This window comes from Pantoea wallisii (assembly GCF_002095485.1).
Classification (GTDB): Bacteria; Pseudomonadota; Gammaproteobacteria; order Enterobacterales; family Enterobacteriaceae; genus Pantoea; species Pantoea wallisii.
Window position 1 is genome coordinate 40,554 of the sequence record NZ_MLFS01000002.1, and the last position, 18,470, is coordinate 59,023.

Annotated in this window: 17 protein-coding genes and 1 pseudogene; 11 read left to right on the top strand and 7 right to left on the bottom strand. The window is 58.2% G+C overall.

What is annotated here, in order from left to right; genetic code table 11:
- Positions 1-10: 10 nt before the first annotated feature.
- On the top strand, positions 11-829 hold the full coding sequence (gene cobA / locus HA48_RS00825) for a uroporphyrinogen-III C-methyltransferase (RefSeq protein ID WP_128599345.1): 819 nt from the start codon (positions 11-13) through the stop codon (positions 827-829).
- On the opposite strand, the pseudogene HA48_RS00830 reads toward cobA, so the two are convergent.
- Positions 824-1,697 (bottom strand): annotated as a pseudogene (locus tag HA48_RS00830) (LysR family transcriptional regulator). The gene cobA and the pseudogene HA48_RS00830 overlap by 6 nt on opposite strands.
- 115 nt (positions 1,698-1,812) lie before the next feature.
- On the opposite strand from HA48_RS00830, the gene HA48_RS00835 reads away from it, so the two are divergent.
- The 4 genes from HA48_RS00835 to flhE all read left to right on the top strand — a co-directional run bounded on the left by HA48_RS00835 (position 1,813) and on the right by flhE (position 6,317).
- Positions 1,813-2,559: an SDR family NAD(P)-dependent oxidoreductase gene (locus HA48_RS00835; protein ID WP_128599346.1), complete on the top strand. Its 747-nt coding sequence runs from the start codon at positions 1,813-1,815 to the stop codon at positions 2,557-2,559.
- A 119-nt stretch (positions 2,560-2,678) separates the two neighbouring features.
- Positions 2,679-3,830, top strand: coding sequence for a flagellar biosynthesis protein FlhB (flhB, locus tag HA48_RS00840; RefSeq protein ID WP_128599347.1), 1,152 nt, complete (start codon positions 2,679-2,681; stop codon positions 3,828-3,830).
- Positions 3,823-5,910 (top strand): flagellar biosynthesis protein FlhA, encoded by a 2,088-nt coding sequence (gene flhA, locus HA48_RS00845; protein WP_128599348.1) that lies wholly within the window; start codon positions 3,823-3,825, stop codon positions 5,908-5,910. The genes flhB and flhA overlap by 8 nt, the downstream gene beginning before the upstream one ends.
- Positions 5,910-6,317, top strand: a complete 408-nt coding sequence (flhE, locus tag HA48_RS00850) for a flagellar protein FlhE (RefSeq protein WP_128599349.1) — start codon at positions 5,910-5,912, stop codon at positions 6,315-6,317. Before flhA ends, flhE begins: the two co-directional genes overlap by 1 nt.
- A 370-nt stretch (positions 6,318-6,687) precedes the next feature.
- Here flhE and argS read toward each other — a convergent pair whose 3' ends face one another.
- On the bottom strand, positions 6,688-8,418 hold the full coding sequence (gene argS, locus HA48_RS00855; protein ID WP_128599350.1) for an arginine--tRNA ligase: 1,731 nt from the start codon (positions 8,416-8,418) through the stop codon (positions 6,688-6,690).
- A 166-nt stretch (positions 8,419-8,584) separates the two neighbouring features.
- On the bottom strand, positions 8,585-8,707 hold the full coding sequence (locus HA48_RS22755) for a hypothetical protein (protein WP_007889544.1): 123 nt from the start codon (positions 8,705-8,707) through the stop codon (positions 8,585-8,587).
- A gap of 312 nt (positions 8,708-9,019) precedes the next feature.
- Here HA48_RS22755 and HA48_RS00860 point away from each other — a divergent pair, with 312 nt between their 5' ends.
- Positions 9,020-9,592, top strand: coding sequence for a VOC family protein (locus HA48_RS00860; RefSeq protein ID WP_128599351.1), 573 nt, complete (start codon positions 9,020-9,022; stop codon positions 9,590-9,592).
- Here HA48_RS00860 and HA48_RS00865 read toward each other — a convergent pair.
- On the bottom strand, positions 9,576-10,715 hold the full coding sequence (locus tag HA48_RS00865) for a MalY/PatB family protein (protein ID WP_128599352.1): 1,140 nt from the start codon (positions 10,713-10,715) through the stop codon (positions 9,576-9,578). The genes HA48_RS00860 and HA48_RS00865 overlap by 17 nt on opposite strands.
- Positions 10,716-10,799: 84 nt before the next feature.
- On the opposite strand from HA48_RS00865, the gene cutC reads away from it, so the two are divergent.
- From cutC to HA48_RS00880, 3 genes are all read left to right on the top strand, one after another.
- The gene (gene cutC / locus HA48_RS00870) at positions 10,800-11,552 is read left to right on the top strand and encodes a copper homeostasis protein CutC (RefSeq protein WP_128599353.1); all 753 of its coding nucleotides are present in this window, start codon (positions 10,800-10,802) and stop codon (positions 11,550-11,552) included.
- Between the two features lie 196 nt (positions 11,553-11,748).
- Complete coding sequence (locus tag HA48_RS00875; protein ID WP_244182780.1) at positions 11,749-12,570, top strand: hypothetical protein; 822 nt, start codon at positions 11,749-11,751, stop codon at positions 12,568-12,570.
- 127 nt (positions 12,571-12,697) lie between these two features.
- Positions 12,698-13,318 carry a LysE family translocator gene (locus tag HA48_RS00880; RefSeq protein ID WP_128599355.1) on the top strand — a complete coding sequence of 207 codons (621 nt, stop codon included), beginning with the start codon at positions 12,698-12,700 and terminating at the stop codon, positions 13,316-13,318.
- A gap of 3 nt (positions 13,319-13,321) precedes the next feature.
- On the opposite strand, the gene cmoB is transcribed toward HA48_RS00880, so the two are convergent.
- From cmoB to HA48_RS00895, 3 genes are all read right to left on the bottom strand, one after another.
- Positions 13,322-14,290, bottom strand: coding sequence for a tRNA 5-methoxyuridine(34)/uridine 5-oxyacetic acid(34) synthase CmoB (cmoB, locus tag HA48_RS00885; RefSeq protein ID WP_128599356.1), 969 nt, complete (start codon positions 14,288-14,290; stop codon positions 13,322-13,324).
- Positions 14,287-15,015, bottom strand: a complete 729-nt coding sequence (gene cmoA, locus HA48_RS00890; protein WP_128599357.1) for a carboxy-S-adenosyl-L-methionine synthase CmoA — start codon at positions 15,013-15,015, stop codon at positions 14,287-14,289. Before cmoA ends, cmoB begins: the two co-directional genes overlap by 4 nt.
- Before the next feature lie 78 nt (positions 15,016-15,093).
- The gene (locus HA48_RS00895) at positions 15,094-15,915 is read right to left on the bottom strand and encodes a DUF72 domain-containing protein (RefSeq protein WP_128599358.1); all 822 of its coding nucleotides are present in this window, start codon (positions 15,913-15,915) and stop codon (positions 15,094-15,096) included.
- A gap of 233 nt (positions 15,916-16,148) precedes the next feature.
- Here HA48_RS00895 and aspS point away from each other — a divergent pair, with 233 nt between their 5' ends.
- Together aspS and nudB are read left to right on the top strand one after the other, a co-directional pair.
- Entirely contained in the window at positions 16,149-17,930 is a 1,782-nt protein-coding gene (gene aspS, locus HA48_RS00900) for an aspartate--tRNA ligase (RefSeq protein WP_128599359.1), read from the top strand.
- The gene (gene nudB / locus HA48_RS00905) at positions 17,930-18,361 is read left to right on the top strand and encodes a dihydroneopterin triphosphate diphosphatase (protein ID WP_128599360.1); all 432 of its coding nucleotides are present in this window, start codon (positions 17,930-17,932) and stop codon (positions 18,359-18,361) included. Before aspS ends, nudB begins: the two co-directional genes overlap by 1 nt.
- The last annotated feature ends 109 nt before the right edge of the window (positions 18,362-18,470 follow it).

Genomic DNA, 18,470 nt, shown 5'->3' on the forward strand with positions numbered 1-18,470 from the left:
GGAGAGAGTAATGACTAACGCTATCGATTCTTTAGACAAACTGTTTCCGCCGCTGGCAAAAAAGCCAGGCGATGTGTGGCTGGTCGGTGCCGGACCAGGCGACGTTGAACTGCTGACGCTGAAAGCGTTACGGCTCATCGCGCGTGCCGATGTGGTGGTGTATGACCGGCTGGTGAGCACGGATATCATGGCCGAGGTGCCTGCCGGCACGCTGGCAATTGATGTGGGTAAGCAGCCGGGTAGTCACGGTCTGAAACAGGCGCAGATCAATCAGCTGCTGGTCGATCTGGCGCGCAGCGGGCGTGAGGTGGTACGGCTGAAGGGCGGCGACCCGTTTATCTTTGGCCGCGGTGGCGAAGAGATGCTCTGGCTGCGGCAGGCGGGGATCGCCTGCCATATTGTGCCGGGCATCACCGCTGCTGCCGGCTGCGCCGCCGCGGCCGGTATTCCGCTAACCCACCGTGATTGCGCGCAGTCGCTGCGGCTCATCACCGGGCATGGCAGGCACGGCGAGCCTCAGCTGGCCGATGCCTCTCTCGCGGCCCGTAACCAGACGCTGGTGTTCTATATGGGACTAAAGTGGAGCGCCAGTATCAGCGCCCAGTTGCAGGCGCACGGACACAGCGCAGAGACGCCGGTGGCGATTATTGAGAACGGCACGCGCGCCAGCCAGCGGGTGATGATCACCACGCTGGGGCAGCTGGCAGCAACGGTCGTGCGCGAGCAGGCGCAGTCACCGGCGCTGCTGCTGGTAGGCGAAGTAGTGCGCTTCTACCGCGCCACCGATTGCGTTGATTCACCGTGGGATAGCGTGGTGACGGCGTCATGACGGGCGCACTGCATTGCCGTCTGCCAGCAGGCTATCGGCAATATCCAGCATGGCCCGCAAGCGATCCATGTGCCGGAGATCCTGATGATAGCCCACCCATTATTTCGCGCGAAGGGGGAGCCCCCGCTATGTCGATGCGCTGTAATCCTGGCGTCATATCGCCCAGGGGTTGCGGCAGCACGGCCACGCCCATACCCTGCAGGCACATCTGCGCCTGAATAGCCCGGCTGGTGCTGGTAAAGACGCGCCGCGAGCGGGGAAAGTGCTCCAGCAGCCAGGCGACGTCAGGGAAGTGCGACTGGGCGGTGTTCATCAGAATCAGTCCTGCTGCCGCCGAATCCTGTTGCATCGCCAGGGCGAGTTCTGGCGTGCCGTAGAGCCCGTAGTGCAGGGGCATCAGGCGGCGCTGCACAATATCCGGCTCGGTAAAAGGGATAAGGCGAAAAGCCACGTCGGCGTCACGGCGCGATAAGTTGAGTAACCGGTAACTGGCGATCACCTCTGGCACGATGGCGGGGTGGCGGCGCGTCAATTCGGCCAGAACGGGCGCGAGCACGGCAGTGGTAAACCACTCCGCGGATGAGATGCGCAGAATGCCCTCCAGCCGCTCGTGGTTGCCCGCCAGGCGCCGCTCCAGCGCCAGCGCAGAGTTCTCCATCGACTCTGCGAGGTTCAGCACCGCATCGCCGGCGTCCGTCAACACTAATCCCTCCCGGGTGCGGCGGAACAGCGCCTGCTGCGCCTCCTCCTCCAGCGCTTTTATCCGGCGACCCACCGTAGGATGGCTTACGCCCAGCGTGCGCGCCGCCTCGCCGTAAGAGCCTTTGCGCATAACGGCCAGGAAGATGCGGATGTCGCTCCAGTCCATATTACTACCCCGTTCAAAAATGAACATTTAATATACAGATATGGCAGTTCCTAAACAATGCTGTACGGTGCACGCTGGTATCTCGAATTCATACATTTCATCAGGATTAAAAGAGATGACCACATTACAAAACAGCGTTGCCATTGTTACCGGTGCTTCAAAGGGGATTGGCGCAGGCATTGCCCGCCAGCTGGCCGCCGATGGCGCGCAGGTTATTGTGAACTATACATCCGATCGGCAGGGCGCTGATGCGGTCGTGGCCGCTATTCTCGCTGCCGGCGGTAAAGCTGTGGCGGTCGCAGCGGATGTCACGGATAAAACGCAGGTGGATGCACTGATCCAGACGGCTATTGCGACATTCGGACAACTGGACATTGTGGTGAACAACGCCGGTATCTATCAGTTTGCCCGCATTGAAGAGACCACGGAAGCGCTGTACCGCAGGCAGTTCGATATCAACGTTCTTGGGCCGCTGCTGGTTGCGGCGGCGGCTACGCCGCATATGAAGCGAGGCGGCAGCATTATTAATATCAGCTCCGTGGTGACACGGGTATTTGTGGCGGAGAGCGCGATCTACAGCGGTAGCAAAGGGGCGATTGACGCGATTACCGGTGTGCTGGCGCGTGAACTTGGCCCGCGCGGCATTCGTGTTAACACAGTCAGTCCGGGGCTGATTGAGACGGAAGGTACGCATACAAGCGGTGCGATGGGCTCCGAATTTCAGCGCTGGAATGAGAGCCAAACGCCGCTGGGCCGCATCGGTCAGGTAGAGGATATTGCGCCGATCGTCTCCTGGCTTGCCTCCGCTCAGGCGGGTTGGATCACCGGAGAGACCGTGATGGCCTCCGGCGGGATGCGCTGACGACGGGCGCAATTTTACTTATGGCTAAATAAACCCCCCTTTTTCTCGCTTAATCCACGCTTTAGCCGTGGGCGGTTTTGGCATTCTATGCTCAGAATTCCTGCCAGCTGAGGTATGTCGTGGCTGAAGAGAGCAACGAGGACAAAACAGAATCGCCCACACCCCACCGACTTGAAAAAGCGCGTGAGGAGGGGCAGGTTCCGCGTTCGCGCGAACTGACCTCGGTGTTAATGCTGATGGCCGGACTATTAATCATCTGGCTGGGCGGCAGCAATATGGCTGACCGCCTGGCCAGCATGGTCGCTACCGGCTTCCGCTTTGACCACGGCATGGTCAGCGACGACAAAATCATCGTTTCGCATATTGGTAACCTCATCATGCAGGCGGTAGTGGCGCTGCTGCCGCTGATGTCCGGGCTGGTGATTGTGGCGATTGCCGCGCCGATGCTGCTGGGTGGGATCAATATCAGCGGCAAATCCATCAAGTTCGATTTCAAGAAGCTCAATCCGCTGCCGGGTATTCAGCGCATGTTCTCCGGCCAGACCTGGGCTGAACTGCTGAAGGCCATTCTGAAAGCCGTGCTGGTTGGCCTGGTGGCCGGCTGGTATCTGTGGAGTCACTGGCAGGAGATGCTGCGCCTGATGAGCGAATCACCGATCAACGCGCTACGGCACGGCCTGACGATGACTGCCATCAGCTGTGCGCTGGTGATGCTGGGTTTGATTCCTATGGTCGGCTTTGACGTGTTCTGGCAGCTCTACAGCCACATTAAAAAGCTGCGTATGACGCGTCAGGAGATCCGCGACGAGCATAAGCAGAATGAGGGGGATCCGCACGTCAAAGGGCGTATTCGCCAGGCGATGCGCGCCGCCGCACGTCGCCGCATGATGGCCGATGTGCCGAAAGCGGACGTCATCGTCACGAACCCGACGCACTACTCGGTGGCACTGCAGTATCAGGAGGGCAAGATGGGCGCACCTAAAGTCATTGCCAAAGGGGCGGGCGATATTGCGCTGCGCATCCGCGAAATTGCTAAAGAGCACCGCGTACCGATTCTTGAAGCGCCGCCGCTGGCGCGTGCGCTCTATCGTCACACGGAGATTGGTCAGTTCATTCCCGGCGCGCTATATGCCGCGGTGGCGGAAGTACTGGCCTGGGTCTGGCAGCTGCGCCGCTGGAAGCGTGAAGGCGGCCTGATTCCAACCAAACCTAAACATCTGCCGGTTCCGGCAGAGATGGACTTTGCAGGAGAGAACAGAAACGATGGCTAATCTGGCCGAAAAGCTGCGTTTACCGGGCAATTTTAAAGACACGCAGTGGCAGGTGCTTGCAGGGCCGGTGCTGATCATGCTGATCCTGTCGATGATGGTCTTGCCGCTGCCGGCATTCATCCTCGACCTGCTGTTTACCTTCAATATTGCGCTGTCAATTATGGTGCTGCTGGTGGCGATGTTTACCCAGCGCACGCTGGAATTCGCTGCGTTCCCGACCATTCTGCTGTTCTCTACGCTGCTGCGTCTGGCGCTTAACGTCGCCTCAACGCGTATTATCCTGCTGGAGGGGCACACCGGTGCTGATGCGGCGGGGCGCGTGGTTGAAGCCTTCGGTCACTTCCTGGTGGGTGGCAACTTTGCCATCGGTATCGTGGTGTTCGTGATCCTCGTTATCATCAACTTTATGGTTATCACCAAAGGTGCCGGACGTATTGCCGAAGTGGGGGCCCGTTTCGTACTGGACGGTATGCCGGGTAAGCAGATGGCGATCGATGCCGATCTGAACGCCGGATTGATTGGTGAAGAGGAGGCCAAGCGCCGCCGCTCGGAAGTGACGCAGGAGGCCGATTTCTACGGCTCCATGGACGGTGCCAGTAAGTTTGTCCGCGGTGACGCCATCGCCGGTATCCTGATCATGGTGATTAACGTGATCGGCGGCCTGCTGGTTGGCGTGGTGCAGCACGGTATGGATCTGGGGCATGCGGGTGAAACCTATACGCTGCTGACCATCGGTGACGGTCTGGTAGCTCAGATTCCGGCGCTGGTGATCTCGACGGCTGCGGGCGTCATCGTGACGCGCGTCAGTACCGATCAGGACGTCGGCGAACAGATGGTAGGCCAGCTGTTTAACAACCCGCGCGTGCTGATGCTGAGCGCCGGCGTTATTGGTCTGCTGGGCCTGGTGCCGGGCATGCCAAACTTTGTGTTTCTGCTGTTCACCGCCGCGCTGCTGGGCCTGGCCTGGTGGTTGCGCGGACGCGAAATGCAGCCGAAAGCGCAGACGGAGAGCTCCAGCCTGGTGAAAACGCAGGAGACCCCGGCAACAGTGGAGGCCTCGTGGACCGACGTGCAGCTGGAGGATTCGCTGGGCATGGAGGTGGGGTATCGCCTGATTCCGATGGTGGATCATCTGCAAAACGGCGAGCTGCTGGGGCGTATCCGCAGTATCCGTAAGAAAGTTGCGCAGGAGGTGGGTTTCCTGCCGCCGGTGGTGCATATCCGTGACAACATGGAGCTGCCGCCTGCCCGCTATCGCATTCTGATGAAAGGGGTGGAGATAGGCAGCGGCGATGCGTATCCGGGGCGCTGGATGGCGATCAATCCGGGGACGGCGGCGGGCTCACTGCCTGGTGAGCCGACGATCGATCCGGCCTTTGGCCTGGCCGCTATCTGGATTGACAGCGCGCTGAAAGAGCAGGCGCAGATTCAGGGTTATACCGTCGTTGAGGCCAGTACCGTGGTGGCGACGCACCTGAATCACCTGATTGGTCAGTATGCCAGCGAGCTGTTTGGGCGTCAGGAGGCGCAGCAGCTACTGGATCGCGTGACGCAGGAGATGCCGAAGCTGACGGAAGATCTGGTGCCGGGCGTGATCACCCTGACCACGCTGCATAAAGTGCTGCAAAACCTGCTGACGGAACGCGTGTCGATTCGCGACATGCGCACCATTATTGAGACGCTGGCCGAGCATGCGCCGGTGCAGAACGATCCGCAGGAGCTGACCAGTGTGGTGCGCGTGGCGCTGGGCCGTGCGATTACACAGCAGTGGTTCCCGGGTAACGGCGAAGTGCAGGTGATTGGTCTGGATGCCACGCTGGAGCGTTTGCTGCTGCAGGCGCTGCAGGGCGGTGGCGGACTGGAGCCGGGGCTGGCCGATCGTCTGCTGGTGCAGGCACAGGCGGCACTGCAGCAGCAGGAGATGACCGGGGCGCCGCCGGTGCTGCTGGTTAATCATCCGCTGCGAGCTCTGCTGGCGCGGTTCCTGCGCCGCAATCTGCCGCAGCTGGTGGTGCTGTCGAATATGGAGCTGACCGATAACCGTCAAATCCGTATGACATCGACCATCGGAGGTAAATGATGCGTCGCAGTTTTCAGCTGTTAATGCTGCTGTCCGCTATGGCGCTGTCGCTTAGTGCGGACGCGGCCAGCGGCGCGTGGAGTGCCAGCGTGAGCGGGCCGGGTCTGGGCGCCCGCGGCAACTGGTTGCTCTCGCCTGCGTTAAAGGCGCCATCCGCTGCGCCAGGCGTAATCTCCACCGTTAACTGGCGCTATACGCTGAGCCGGCCGGCACCATCCGGGCTGGTAGTACGGTTGTGTGCCAGCCAGCGCTGCGTGGAGCTGGACGGCGCCAGCGGCACGACGCGCGGCCTGGCTAACGTCACAGCGGATGAAACGCTGCATCTGGCGTTTGGTTTTCAGGGGCAGGGCGCGTTGCCGCCCGGCCTGCGCGTGGTGAGCAGTGAAGTGACGGTGAATTATCAGTAAAGGATAAAGCGATAAGTCGCATGGCGAGGCGCTATGAGTAAGTGCTGCATCCGCAATGGCGCACCTGGCGGGCTGGGAAAACCTACACATTTTATCGCTGTGAATACTGCACACGGTCAGAAGGAAGAGCGAACACGCCCCGGCACGGCAACGGCCGCATCCATGCGGGCCTCGGCACGCGACATCCTTGCCGCGTGACGTCCGGGCTTACCTCGCTCTCCCTTCTTCCCTCAAATGTCGATATCGCTGTTTGTAAAACCTAACTTCTTTTGACTTTCGGAGTGGCGATCCGCAGGGCCGCCAGATGCGCCGATATCGCATTCAGCCATGGCAGCCCTGACGATCGCCATTAATGGCGCTGCCGTTTAACTTACATACGCTCGACGGTTTTAATGCCCAGCGTATCAAGGCCCTGCTTCAGCGTCTTCGCGGTCAGCGCTGCCAGTTGCAGACGGCTGTTACGTACCTGCGCATCCTCAGCAGAGAGAATCGGGCAGTGCTCGTAGAAGCCTGAGAACAGACCTGCCAGATCGTAGAGGTATGCACACATAACGTGCGGCGTGCCGTCGCGCGCCACCTGCGTGATCACCTCTTCAAACTGCAGCAAACGGGTCGCCAGCAGCGCTTCACGATCGTCAGTTAATACGATGTCGCCGCTCAGGCTATCCGCATCAATCCCGGCTTTACGGAACACAGACAGCACGCGGGTATAAGCGTACTGCATGTAGGGGGCGGTGTTGCCCTCAAACGCCAGCATGTTGTCCCAGTCGAAGATGTAATCAGTGGTGCGGCTTTTGGACAGATCGGCATATTTCACCGCGCCAATGCCGACCACTTCCGCCAGGTCTTTTAACTCCTGTGCGCTCATCTCCGGATTCTTCTCGCTCACCAGCGTATGGGCGCGCTCAACCGCTTCATCCAGCAGATCGGCCAGCTTAATGGTGCCGCCGCTGCGGGTTTTAAATGGACGACCATCTTTGCCCAGCATCATACCAAAGGCGTGATGCTCAAGCGGTACGCTCTCCGGCACGTAACCGGCTTTACGCACAATGGTCCACGCCTGTTGCAGGTGCTGATGCTGGCGGGAATCGATGTAGTAGAGCACGCGATCGGCATGCAGCGTTTCGTAACGGTATTTCGCGCAGGCGATATCGGTAGTGGTGTAGAGATAGCCGCCATCCTTCTTCTGGATGATCACGCCCATCGCTTCGCCTTCCTTGTTTTTGTACTCATCAAGGAATACCACGGTGGCGCCTTCACTGGTCACCGCCAGTTTTTTGTCACGCAGGTCAGCAACGATGCCCGGCAGCATATCGTTGTACAGGCTCTCGCCCATCACATCTTTGCGCGTCAGGGTAACGTTCAGGCGGTCATACACCAGCTGATTCTGGCTCATCGTGATATCGACCAGCTTCTTCCACATGCTGCGGCAATATTCGTCGCCGCCCTGCAGTTTTACCACGTAGCCGCGCGCGCGCTCCGCAAAGGCAGCATCTTCGTCATAGGTACGTTTGGCTTCGCGGTAAAAGGCTTCGAGATCGGCCAGGGCGATATCTTCATGGTGCTCGTTCTGCTGCTTCTCCAGGAAGGCGATCAGCATGCCGAACTGGGTGCCCCAGTCGCCTACGTGGTTAGCGCGAATAACGTTATGGCCGAGGAACTCCAGCGTACGCACGGCGGCGTCACCGATGATGGTGGAGCGCACATGACCCACGTGCATCTCTTTAGCGACGTTAGGCGCAGAGTAATCCACCACGATGGTTTGCGGCTCGACGCTGTTCACGCCCAGGCGCGGCAGCTGCAGCGCCTGGGCGGTCTGCTGCGCCAGCCACTGGCGATCGAGGAAGATGTTGATAAAGCCGGGACCGGCGATCTCGGTTTTGCTGGCGATTCCGTGCAGATCCAGATGCTGAACCACCTGTTCAGCCAGCTGGCGCGGTGCCAGACCGAGCTTTTTCGCTACAGCCATGATACCGTTCGCCTGGTAATCGCCGAACTGCACCTTCGCAGACTGACGAACCTGCGGTTCGCAATCGGCGGGCGCACCCGCTGCTACCATTGCCTGACTGACTTTATCGGAAAGAAGAGCCTGAATATTCACCGCGTTACCTTCATATGCTGAAAAGGCCCGCCAGCAGTGGGCGAGCCGATGTCGTCATCCCGCGCGCTTGTCGGGACGGAAAAAGAAGAGGTGAAGTATACGTGAAATGTTAAGGTGCGTCAGCATTCGGTTACGTCTGAGCCGCTGGCGCAAAGCCGCGCGCCGGTTAACGGCGACGCGGGTGACGACGAGGATTTTTAACGCTTTTGTCTTCACGCACCTTCCAGTGGCGGGAAATAGCAAATCCCATCAAGGCTATCAGGACCGCAACAACAATGAGCATAGACATAAGGCCGTTCCTTGTAGTTAAGAAACTCAAATTTATAAGAAAGGCCCACGGTCTGCAATTGATTGCGGTCTAAATAGGACTTATCTTATTGTATTAATTATTGTCAATTATAACAGTCATTTAAGTTACTTTTGTAAAGTAACGACTGGCCCTGATTTCGCGATTAATCCGAAAGAGATAGCGATTTATGCGGTTTTAGGAGCTTTTACCGGCTAACCAGGACGAATCCGAGCGTTTTGTCAGGTAAAAAACAGGCGTTAAGCGATTTTTTAGAGATTAAAATATCTGAACTTAGAGTGAGGCGAGAGAGATATGGATTTGGATTTTCCTTCAGAACTGAGCGACTTAAAACAAGACCTGTCCCGATTTGAACAGGCTCTGCACGCATTTGCTGAACGTTTGGGACTAAACCTGGCAGAACATGAAGCCGATCATGTCGCCGTGCGCTGCCATCAATATGCGACAGCGGAGCGCTGGAGAGCCGGTTTTTTGCAAATGGGGACGCAGTTTTCTGAAGCGATGATCAATGGCCGGCCAATCTGTCTGTTTAAACTGCATCAGCCGCTCTCCCTCGCCGGCTGGCAGATCGATGTCATTGAGCTGCCGTGGCCCGGTGAAAAAATGTACCGCCATGAGGGCTGGGAGCATGTCGAGATCGTGTTACGTGGTGAACCAGACGAGCTGGGGGCGCGTGCCATGGCGCTGTTATCAGACAATGCCCTGACGCAACCGGGTATCTCGTTCAAAACCAGTTCGCCACAAGGGGAAAAAGAGCGGCTGCCCAACCCGACACTGGCCGTAACCGATGGGCAGACTACCATCAAGTTTCACCCGTGGCGGCTGGAGGAGATCGTAGCCAGCGAACAGATTAGCGACACGCTCTGACCGCCTGATGCAAGCGATCCACGGCTTGCTCAAGCAACGCCCGCGTGCAGCCAAAGTTAAAACGTACGAAACGCGCATCGCCGAAATCGCTGCCGGGCGTAAATCCAAGTCCGTGCTGTTCAAACCAGTCAGCCGGATTGTCCACTGCCATCCGGCTGGCATCTATCCAGCCAAGATAGGTGGCTTCCGGTGAAGCCATGCTCAGTTCGGGCACTGTTTCAATCTGCGCTACCAGCCAGTCGCGGTTGCTGCGCAGATACTCCAGCTGCGCCGCCAGCCACGCATCTCCGTCGCGCCAGGCGGCTTCAGCCGCGACCAGCGCCAGAATATCCACGCCCGGCACAATGCCTTCACGCACCTGTTTAAAACGCTGACGCAGCGCCGCATTCGGGATAATGGCCATCGAGGCGCCGAGCCCGGCAATATTGAAGGTTTTCGAGGGGGAGAGCAGCGTAATGCTGCGCTGCGCTGCATCCTCGCTCAGGGTGGCAAACGGAGTGTGCTGCAGGCCGGGCGTTAGCAGTAAATCGCAATGAATCTCATCAGAGCAGACGATCAAATCGTGCTGCCGGGCAAATGCCAGCTGCGCTTCCAGTTCATCGCGCCGATAGACCGTGCCGCCGGGATTGTGCGGATTACACAGCATCAGCAGGCGTTCGTTACCTTGCATCAGTGTATGATCCAGATCGATCATCCAGCGATCGTGCTGTAACCGCATCGGCAAATTAACCTGTGCGCGCGCGGCCAGCTTTGCCGCCGCGCGGAAGGGCGGATAGATGGGCGTGGGCGCAACGGTCGCCTGGCCCGCATCGGTGAAGGCGCGCACCGAAAGGTTCAGGCCGCTCACGATGCCCGGCAGTAACACAATCCACTCGGGCTGAATATGCCAGTTATAGCGCTGCGCCAGGCGGGCGAGGGTGATATCAATCAGGCCCGTGGGCGTGCCGCCATAACCAAATACGCCGTGGTCAGCCCGGTTTTTAATGGCCTCAATAATGCAGGGCGGCGAGCGAAAATCGGTATCTGCAACCCACAGTGGCAGCACATCGCGATCGCCATATTTGTGCCATTTCAAACTATCGCTGTGACGACGGTCTATCCCTTGATCAAAATCGAATGCCATAGTGCACTTTCCACGTAAACTGTTTGAATAAGCAGACTAACTGAAGCAATCCTCCCGAGCCAGAAGTCATAAAAGGAGAAAGGCATGACGAAACTGGAAATATGTTGCTACGGCATTGACTGTGCAATGACTGCGCAGCTGTCCGGTGCCGATCGCGTGGAACTGTGCAGCGCTCCGCGTGAAGGTGGATTAACGCCATCAGCAGGTGTGCTGGAAGCGGCAAAACGTGAATTGAGCATTCCGGTGCACCCGATTGTGCGACCGCGCGGCGGCGATTTTTGCTATACCGATCGCGAATTTGCCGCCATGAAATCGGACGTGGCGATGATACGTGACATGGGTTTCCCTGGCCTGGTGATCGGTATGCTGGATGAAGATGCACACGTTGATATTGCGCGCATGCGGCAGATTATGGCCCTGTGCGATGGCATGGCCGTAACGTTCCATCGCGCTTTTGATTTGTGCCACAGTCCGAAACGCGCGCTGGACGTGCTGACGGATTTAGGCATCGCCCGCATTCTTACCTCGGGTCAGCAGCAGAGCGCGGAAACCGGAATTGCATTATTGCGGGAACTAAATGAACTGAGCACCGGTCCAATCATTATGGCTGGTGCAGGCGTACGTTTGAGCAATTTACAGAAATTTCTCGACAGCGGTCTGCAGGAGGTTCACAGCTCCGCCAGCCGCGCGGTTGCTTCGCCCATGCGCTACCGTAAAGCCGGCGTATCAATGTGTGCCGAAGCGGAAACCGATGAATTCAGTCGCTCCTGCGTTGATGGCGATGTGGTAGAAGCCATGAAGAGCATGATGCAGATGAGCGTGGATCGGGTAGCCTGATCCCTCCCAGTTTTGCCGCGCAGCACGCCGAAAATAATGACGTGATGTTTGCAAGTACCAAACCCCAGTCTCTCTTGCTGGGGTTCTTTTTGTCTGCCGTCCGCCGCCGGATAGCGCGTTAGCAAAAAAGATGCTTTGATTACTCTATGGCTTAGCGCGGATAACGCTGATGAAATCCACCTCTTATGTTGTTGTAATGCTGCTGCTTCCGCTCACCGGTACGGTCCTGGCGGCAGAGACCGCTTGCCCGCCGCTGAGCAAAAATATCACCAGCAGTAACAACTGGATCATGCTGGGAGGCAGCGCCAAAGGCGCAGTTCGTCAGGTCATTGCCGGTGAATTTGGCAAAGATGTGAACTCGCAAAAGCGCGTGCTGGGGCAGTTTGATCGCTGCGGTGACTTGATGGTGGCTGACATTACTTACGATAAAAGTGAAGGTAACGTCGTGCTCAGCATGGAGCAGCATATTGCGCGCGTGCAGCGCGGCTGGGTTGCTGAATACGCTTATCAGGTAAAAGTGGTTAAAGCGGGCAAGGAGGAGATGGTGGATAACCGTCAGGGCACCATCAGCTGGCAGATTGGGCAGCACGGCAACATTATCAGCGCGTCGGACAAGTTTACCAGCATGGGCAGGGAGGGCTTTACCGATACTACGTATCGTTACGATAACCATTTCCGGCTGGAGAAGAGCGTCGCACGCGGCAGTGATACGCTCACTAACGGTGAGAGCCACTGGCGCTGGAATCCACAAGGGCTGGTGGTTTCGGCGAGCAGCGCGCGCGGTAAAGATTCTTACAGTTATGACCAACAGTGGCGTGAACTGCGGCTAAACGGCACCTCGACAACGCCGGTCAGCACGTTACGCTCCGTTGATGAGTGTCAATTATGGGACGAGGTGGGCAACTGCACCTTAAGCTACCTGCGTGAAACGGAAGTGTTTGCCAAAGGTACGATCGAGCGTAATTTGAGTTCGGCGTATAAATATCAGTACTGGGATCGACCTCAGGCGGAGAATTAACGCACCAGGCGCGAAGGGCCCGGTACGTTTCCGCTCAGGCTGCGGCCGTGCATAGTCACCCGTTGCAACAGTTTGCGCCGCCGTGCAATCGCGCTACTATCAGGCGCGGACTAACCGGGAGCCAGCCATGACACCGCTCTTTTCCTTCCTTTTTGCCATTACTGTTCTCACGCTGACGCCCGGTTTCGATACCGCGCTGGTGTTGCGCTCTGCCGCCGCACAGGGCTGGAAGCGTGCCTCGGCAACGGCCTTTGGCGTGACGCTGGGCTGCCTGGTATGGGGTGTAGCCGTAGGTTTGGGGCTTGGCGCACTGCTGCTGGCCTCTGAGATGGCGTACAACCTGCTGAAATGGATTGGCGCCGCGTATCTGCTCTATCTCGGCGTAAAACTGCTGCTTAAACCGCGCAGCCAGGCGGAGAACGCGCAGGGCGAGCAAAAAAGAGAGCAGGGGTATCTCGCCTGTTTTTCACGTGGTCTGTTTGGCAATTTGCTCAACCCGAAAGTCGGCGTGTTTTACGTCACCTTCTTGCCGCAATTTATTCCGGCAGGCGCATCCGTGCCGCTGTGGTGTACGCTGATGGCGCTGGCGCACATGGTGATTGGTCTGATCTGGAATGCGGTACTGATCAGCAGCAGCCACTATTTTGCGGCGCATTTACGGCGCCCGGCAGTACTGAAAATGATGGATCGCCTGACCGGCTGTGTGTTTATTGGTTTCGCCGCGAAGCTGGCGCTGTCGCGGCGGTAAACGTTACGGCTTGCGCGCCACCAGCACGGCACGCAGCGGGGCGGGATAACCTTCTACCGTCTTGCTGCTGTCGTCAGGATCGAGGAATTCGGCCAGTGATTCGCTGGTCATCCAGCTGGTGCGGCGCTGCTCATCCACTGAGGTGATGGCGTAATCAGCGATGCGCACATCCACAAAGCCGCACTTCTCCAGCCAGTTTTTCAGCGCTGCGGCAGAAGGGATAAAGTAGACGTTGCGCATCTGCGCGTAGCGCTCGCCCGGCACCAGCACCGCATTCTCATCCCCCTCAATCACCAGCGTCTCCAGCACCAGCTCGCCTTCGCTCACCAGCTGGTTTTTCAGCTGCAGCAGATGGTCGAGCGGCGAGCGGCGATGATAGAGCACACCCATCGAGAACACGGTATCGAATGCCTGTAGCGCGGGCAGCTGCTCAATGCCGAGCGGCAAAAGATGCGCACGGCGATCATCGCCCAGCAGCTTACGCACCGCTTCAAACTGGCACAGGAACAGCTGCATCGGATCGATTCCGACCACCAGCTGCGCGCCCGCGCCGATCATACGCCACATGTGATAACCGCTGCCGCAGCCCACGTCCAGCACCGTGCGGCCAGCCAGCGAAGAGATATGCGGCAGTACGCGATCCCACTTCCAGTCCGAGCGCCACTCAGTATCGATCTCGGTACCGTAAAGGGAGTACGGCCCTTTGCGCCACGGCATCAGATTACGCAGCAGCTTCTCAATGCCGGCACGCTGGCGATCGGTTAAATCATCCTGCTGTGCGCTCACGCTATTCAGCAGGTCGAGCTTTTGCGGCGTCAGCAGCGGTAAGTAGTCCACCGACTTTTCCCAGTTGCGGAAGTGCCCGTGCAGATTTTCACGCTGCCAGGCCGCCACCTGCGCCGGTAACACTTCGAGCCAGCTGGCGAGCGGGCCGGTGGCGATTTGCTGATAAAAACGGCCAAAATCAATCATTTCAACGCCACCAGAGAGCCAAAGTTAAAGCACTGGAACCACAGTTCCGCATGGGCAAACCCGGCGGTTTTCAGCCGCGCTTTGTGCGCTTCCACGCTATCGGTCAGCATGACATTCTCCAGCATGCTGCGCTTCTGACTGATCTCCAGTTCGCTGTAGCCGTTGGCGCGTTTAAAGTCGTGGTGCATGTTGAACAACAGTTCGCCAACTTCTGCATCTTCGAAGCTGAATTTTTCTGACAGCACCAGCGCGCCGCCGGGATTTAGCCCTGCGGCGATCTTTTTCAGCAGCGCCAGCCGGGCATCCGGCTCCAGAAACTGCAGGGTAAAGTTAAGCACCACCAGCGAGGCGTTTTCGATGGGGATATCGCGGATATCCGCTTCCAGCACCTGCACCGGCGTATCGGCACGAAAGGCGTCAAGATGGCGACGGCAGCGCTCTACCATCGCCGGCGAGTTATCCACGGCAATAATCTGGCAGCCCGGCACATGAATATTGCGGCGCACGGAGAGCGTGGCGGCACCGAGTGAGCAGCCAAGATCGTAAACCTTGCTATCGGGCTGCACAAAGCGTTCTGCCAGCATGCCAATCATCGAGATGATGTTGGAGTAACCCGGCACCGAGCGCTGAATCATGTCGGGAAAGACTTCAGCCACGCGCTCGTCAAAGGTCCAGTCGCCCAGCTTGGCAATGGGCGCGGAAAATAGCGTATCGCGGTCAGACATAATGAAAAGTCCGGAGAGAAAACGGAAAGGGCGCTATTCTGGCAGAAACTGCCGTCTGCTGCACCCGTTTCCCTGCGTTTAGAACAGGCTGGTCTGCTGCGGCCAGTCGGGCAGATTGCGCAGCGAAGGCTCAAGCTGTTGCAGTTGCGGCCAGAGCGCCTGCAGCAGCAGAAAGACTTCGCCCATATCCGGCGTATGGATAAACAGCAGCACATCGCCCTCGTTAAGCCAGCCCGGCAGCTTCTCGCGCCATACGTCAAACAGCGGCACGCTCTCGCTAACCTCATCGCTACCGATAAATCGCACCATCGGATTGTTGCCGGTACGGATGGCGTGAGTAGGAACGCGCGGCTTTTGCGATCGCGCATGCACGGCGGCCGGTGAGAGCGAACGGGAGGCGTGCACCGGACGGCTATCGAGGATCACCCGGTTTACGCCGCGTTCAAGCAGGCCGCGATTGAGGGCGCGCTCAGCTTCTCCTTTATTGAAAAACGCCTGATGCCGCACCTCTACGCCGTAGCTGAAACTGCGCGGCAGGCGATCGAGAAACGCCCATAAGTCAGTCAGCTGCGCCGGCGAAAAGGCCGGCGGCAACTGCAGCCAGTATTGGCCGATACGGTCACTGAGCGGGTCCAGCAGGCGGAAAAACGCATTGAGTAACTCGTCGCAGTTCTTCAGCGCCGCCTGATGGCTGATGGTATTCGGGAATTTGAAGCAGAAGCGGAAATCATCGTGGGTCATGTCACGCCAGCGCTGCACCACCTCCGGTGACGGCAGGGCATAGAGCGTGGTGTTACCCTCTACGCAGTCAAACAGCCGGGTGTAATCCGCTAAGGTCTCCAGTCCAAACTGTTTCCAGCGGGCGTGCTGCCATTGTGGTAAGCCAATTCGTAAGGTCAAACGCGAACTCCTGATGACAAAAGGGCGGAATAACGCCGCCTGATATAACCTGATTGCGGGCCCACAGGAAAAAGTGGCGGCATAAACGCTGATGATTTGTCCGCTTTGCGCGGGATCTGCTTATCCTGTCTGGCTTTTTCCATTATAATAGCCGCCTTTTTTGCGGCAGCATCTCAGAAGGTTACGCGGCCTGATGTTGTCTGGCAGCAGCGGCGAAGTTAAAAGGATACGTTATGCGTACAGAATATTGCGGACAGCTCAATCTGTCTCATGTAGGTCAGCAAGTTACTCTCTGCGGCTGGGTCAACCGTCGTCGCGATCTCGGCAGCCTGATTTTTATTGATATGCGCGACCGTGAAGGGATCGCTCAGGTGTTCTTCGATGCCGATCGTCAGGAGGCTTTCCAGCTGGCATCTGAGCTGCGCAACGAATTCTGCATCCAGATCACCGGTACTGTGCGTGCGCGTGAAGAGAAGAACCGCAACAGCGATATGGCGACCGGCGATATCGAGGTGTTTGCGCATGAGCTAACCATTATCAACCGTGCTGAACCGTTGCCGCTGGACTCAAACCAGACCAACAGCGAAGAGGCGCGTCTGACCTATCGCTATCTTGACCTGCGCCGTCCGGAGATGGCACAGCGCCTGAAAACCCGTGCGAAAATCACCAGCTTTGTGCGTCGCTTTATGGATAACGAAGGTTTCCTCGATATCGAAACGCCGATGCTGACCAAAGCGACGCCAGAAGGCGCGCGCGACTATCTGGTGCCAAGCCGGGTGCACAAAGGCAAATTTTATGCGCTGCCACAGTCACCACAGCTGTTCAAACAGCTGCTGATGATGTCCGGATTTGATCGCTACTATCAGATCGTTAAATGCTTCCGCGATGAAGATTTGCGTGCTGACCGTCAGCCGGAGTTCACCCAGATCGACGTGGAGACCTCGTTCATGACGGCAGAGCAGGTGCGTGAAGCGATGGAGCGCCTGATCCGTGAGCTGTGGCTTGAGATCAAAGGCATCGACCTGGGTGATTTCCCGCAGATGACCTTTGCCGAAGCGATGAACCGTTACGGTTCCGACAAGCCAGACCTGCGTAACCCGATGGAGCTGGTGGACGTTGCAGACCTGCTGCAAAACGTTGAGTTCCAGGTCTTCGCCGGTCCGGCCAACGATGCAAAAGGCCGTGTGGCTGCCCTTCGCGTACCGGGCGGCGCGGCGCTGACGCGTAAGCAGATTGATGAGTACGCGAAGTTTGTGGAAATTTATGGCGCCAAAGGCCTGGCGTGGATGAAGATCAACGACCGCGCCAGCGGTTTCGAGGGCGTGCAGAGCCCGGTAGCGAAGTTCCTGACGCCAGAGATCGTGGATGCGATCCTGACCCGCACCGCTGCGCAGGATGGCGACCTGATCTTCTTCGGTGCCGATCGCGCTAAAGTCGTGGCCGATGCACTGGGTGCGCTGCGCCTGAAGGTGGGCCGCGATCTGAAAATCACCGACGAGCACGCCTGGGCGCCGCTGTGGGTGATCGACTTCCCGATGTTCGAAGAGGACGAAGAGGGCGGTCTTGCTGCGATGCACCATCCGTTCACCTCGCCGAAAGCGCTGAGCGCAGAGCAGCTGGCGGCCGATCCAACGCAGGCGGTAGCCAACGCTTATGACATGGTGATCAACGGTTACGAAGTGGGCGGTGGATCAGTACGTATTCACAACGGCGCTATGCAGCAGACGGTGTTCAGCATTCTCGGCATCACCGAAGAGGAGCAGCAGGAGAAGTTTGGCTTCCTGCTCGACGCGCTGAAATTTGGTACGCCGCCGCACGCGGGCCTGGCGTTTGGTCTGGATCGCCTGACCATGCTGCTGACCGGTACGGATAATATCCGTGATGTCATTGCGTTCCCGAAAACCACGGCAGCCGCCTGTCTGATGACGGAGGCGCCCAGCTTTGCCAATCCGGCAGCGCTGGCCGATCTGGGCATTCAGATTGCTCCAAAAAAAGATAAGTCAGAGAATAACTAATGGGCTATAAACACCCGGTTTCGGTGCTGGTGGTGATTTTTGCGCGAGATACCGGACGGGTGTTGATGCTGCAACGACGTGACGATGCGAGCTTCTGGCAATCGGTCACGGGCAGCCTGGAGCCGGGCGAAACCCCGGCACAGGCCGCGCAGCGGGAAGTGGCTGAAGAGCTGGCGATCGACATCTCTGGCGAACAGCTGGTGCTGGAAGATTGTCACAGGCAGATCGAGTTTGAAATCTTCGCGCACTATCGCCATCGCTACGCGCCGGGCACCACGCATAACTGCGAACACTGGTTCCGCCTCGCGCTGCCCGCCGAGCGCGAACCGCTGCTCAGCGAGCATCTCGCCGCGCAGTGGCTCGATCCCACTGCCGCTGCGGCGCTGACGAAATCCTGGAGTAACCGCCAGGCCATTGAAGAATTTATCTGAACACCTGCCGCCGCGCATTTTCCGGCGGTTTTATTGTTAAATTACTGACATTCGGTGTGAGTCGGCAGGTTTGCACCGCTAAAATTGAACAGTCAGGCGTTATCGGCGC

What these genes read in the sequence shown, in the direction of transcription:
- cmoA (WP_128599357.1), bottom strand. Translation starts at nt 15,015, where the DNA reads ATGTCTGACCGCGATACGCTATTTTCCGCGCCCATTGCCAAGCTGGGC.
- HA48_RS00865 (WP_128599352.1), bottom strand. Translation starts at nt 10,715, where the DNA reads ATGGCATTCGATTTTGATCAAGGGATAGACCGTCGTCACAGCGATAGT.
- flhE (WP_128599349.1), top strand. Translation starts at nt 5,910, where the DNA reads ATGCGTCGCAGTTTTCAGCTGTTAATGCTGCTGTCCGCTATGGCGCTG.
- HA48_RS00880 (WP_128599355.1), top strand. Translation starts at nt 12,698, where the DNA reads ATGACACCGCTCTTTTCCTTCCTTTTTGCCATTACTGTTCTCACGCTG.
- cutC (WP_128599353.1), top strand. Translation starts at nt 10,800, where the DNA reads ATGACGAAACTGGAAATATGTTGCTACGGCATTGACTGTGCAATGACT.
- HA48_RS22755 (WP_007889544.1), bottom strand. Translation starts at nt 8,707, where the DNA reads ATGTCTATGCTCATTGTTGTTGCGGTCCTGATAGCCTTGATGGGATTT.
- cobA (WP_128599345.1), top strand. Translation starts at nt 11, where the DNA reads ATGACTAACGCTATCGATTCTTTAGACAAACTGTTTCCGCCGCTGGCA.
- cmoB (WP_128599356.1), bottom strand. Translation starts at nt 14,290, where the DNA reads ATGATTGATTTTGGCCGTTTTTATCAGCAAATCGCCACCGGCCCGCTC.
- HA48_RS00860 (WP_128599351.1), top strand. Translation starts at nt 9,020, where the DNA reads ATGGATTTGGATTTTCCTTCAGAACTGAGCGACTTAAAACAAGACCTG.
- nudB (WP_128599360.1), top strand. Translation starts at nt 17,930, where the DNA reads ATGGGCTATAAACACCCGGTTTCGGTGCTGGTGGTGATTTTTGCGCGA.
- aspS (WP_128599359.1), top strand. Translation starts at nt 16,149, where the DNA reads ATGCGTACAGAATATTGCGGACAGCTCAATCTGTCTCATGTAGGTCAG.
- HA48_RS00835 (WP_128599346.1), top strand. Translation starts at nt 1,813, where the DNA reads ATGACCACATTACAAAACAGCGTTGCCATTGTTACCGGTGCTTCAAAG.
- HA48_RS00875 (WP_244182780.1), top strand. Translation starts at nt 11,749, where the DNA reads ATGCTGCTGCTTCCGCTCACCGGTACGGTCCTGGCGGCAGAGACCGCT.
- flhA (WP_128599348.1), top strand. Translation starts at nt 3,823, where the DNA reads ATGGCTAATCTGGCCGAAAAGCTGCGTTTACCGGGCAATTTTAAAGAC.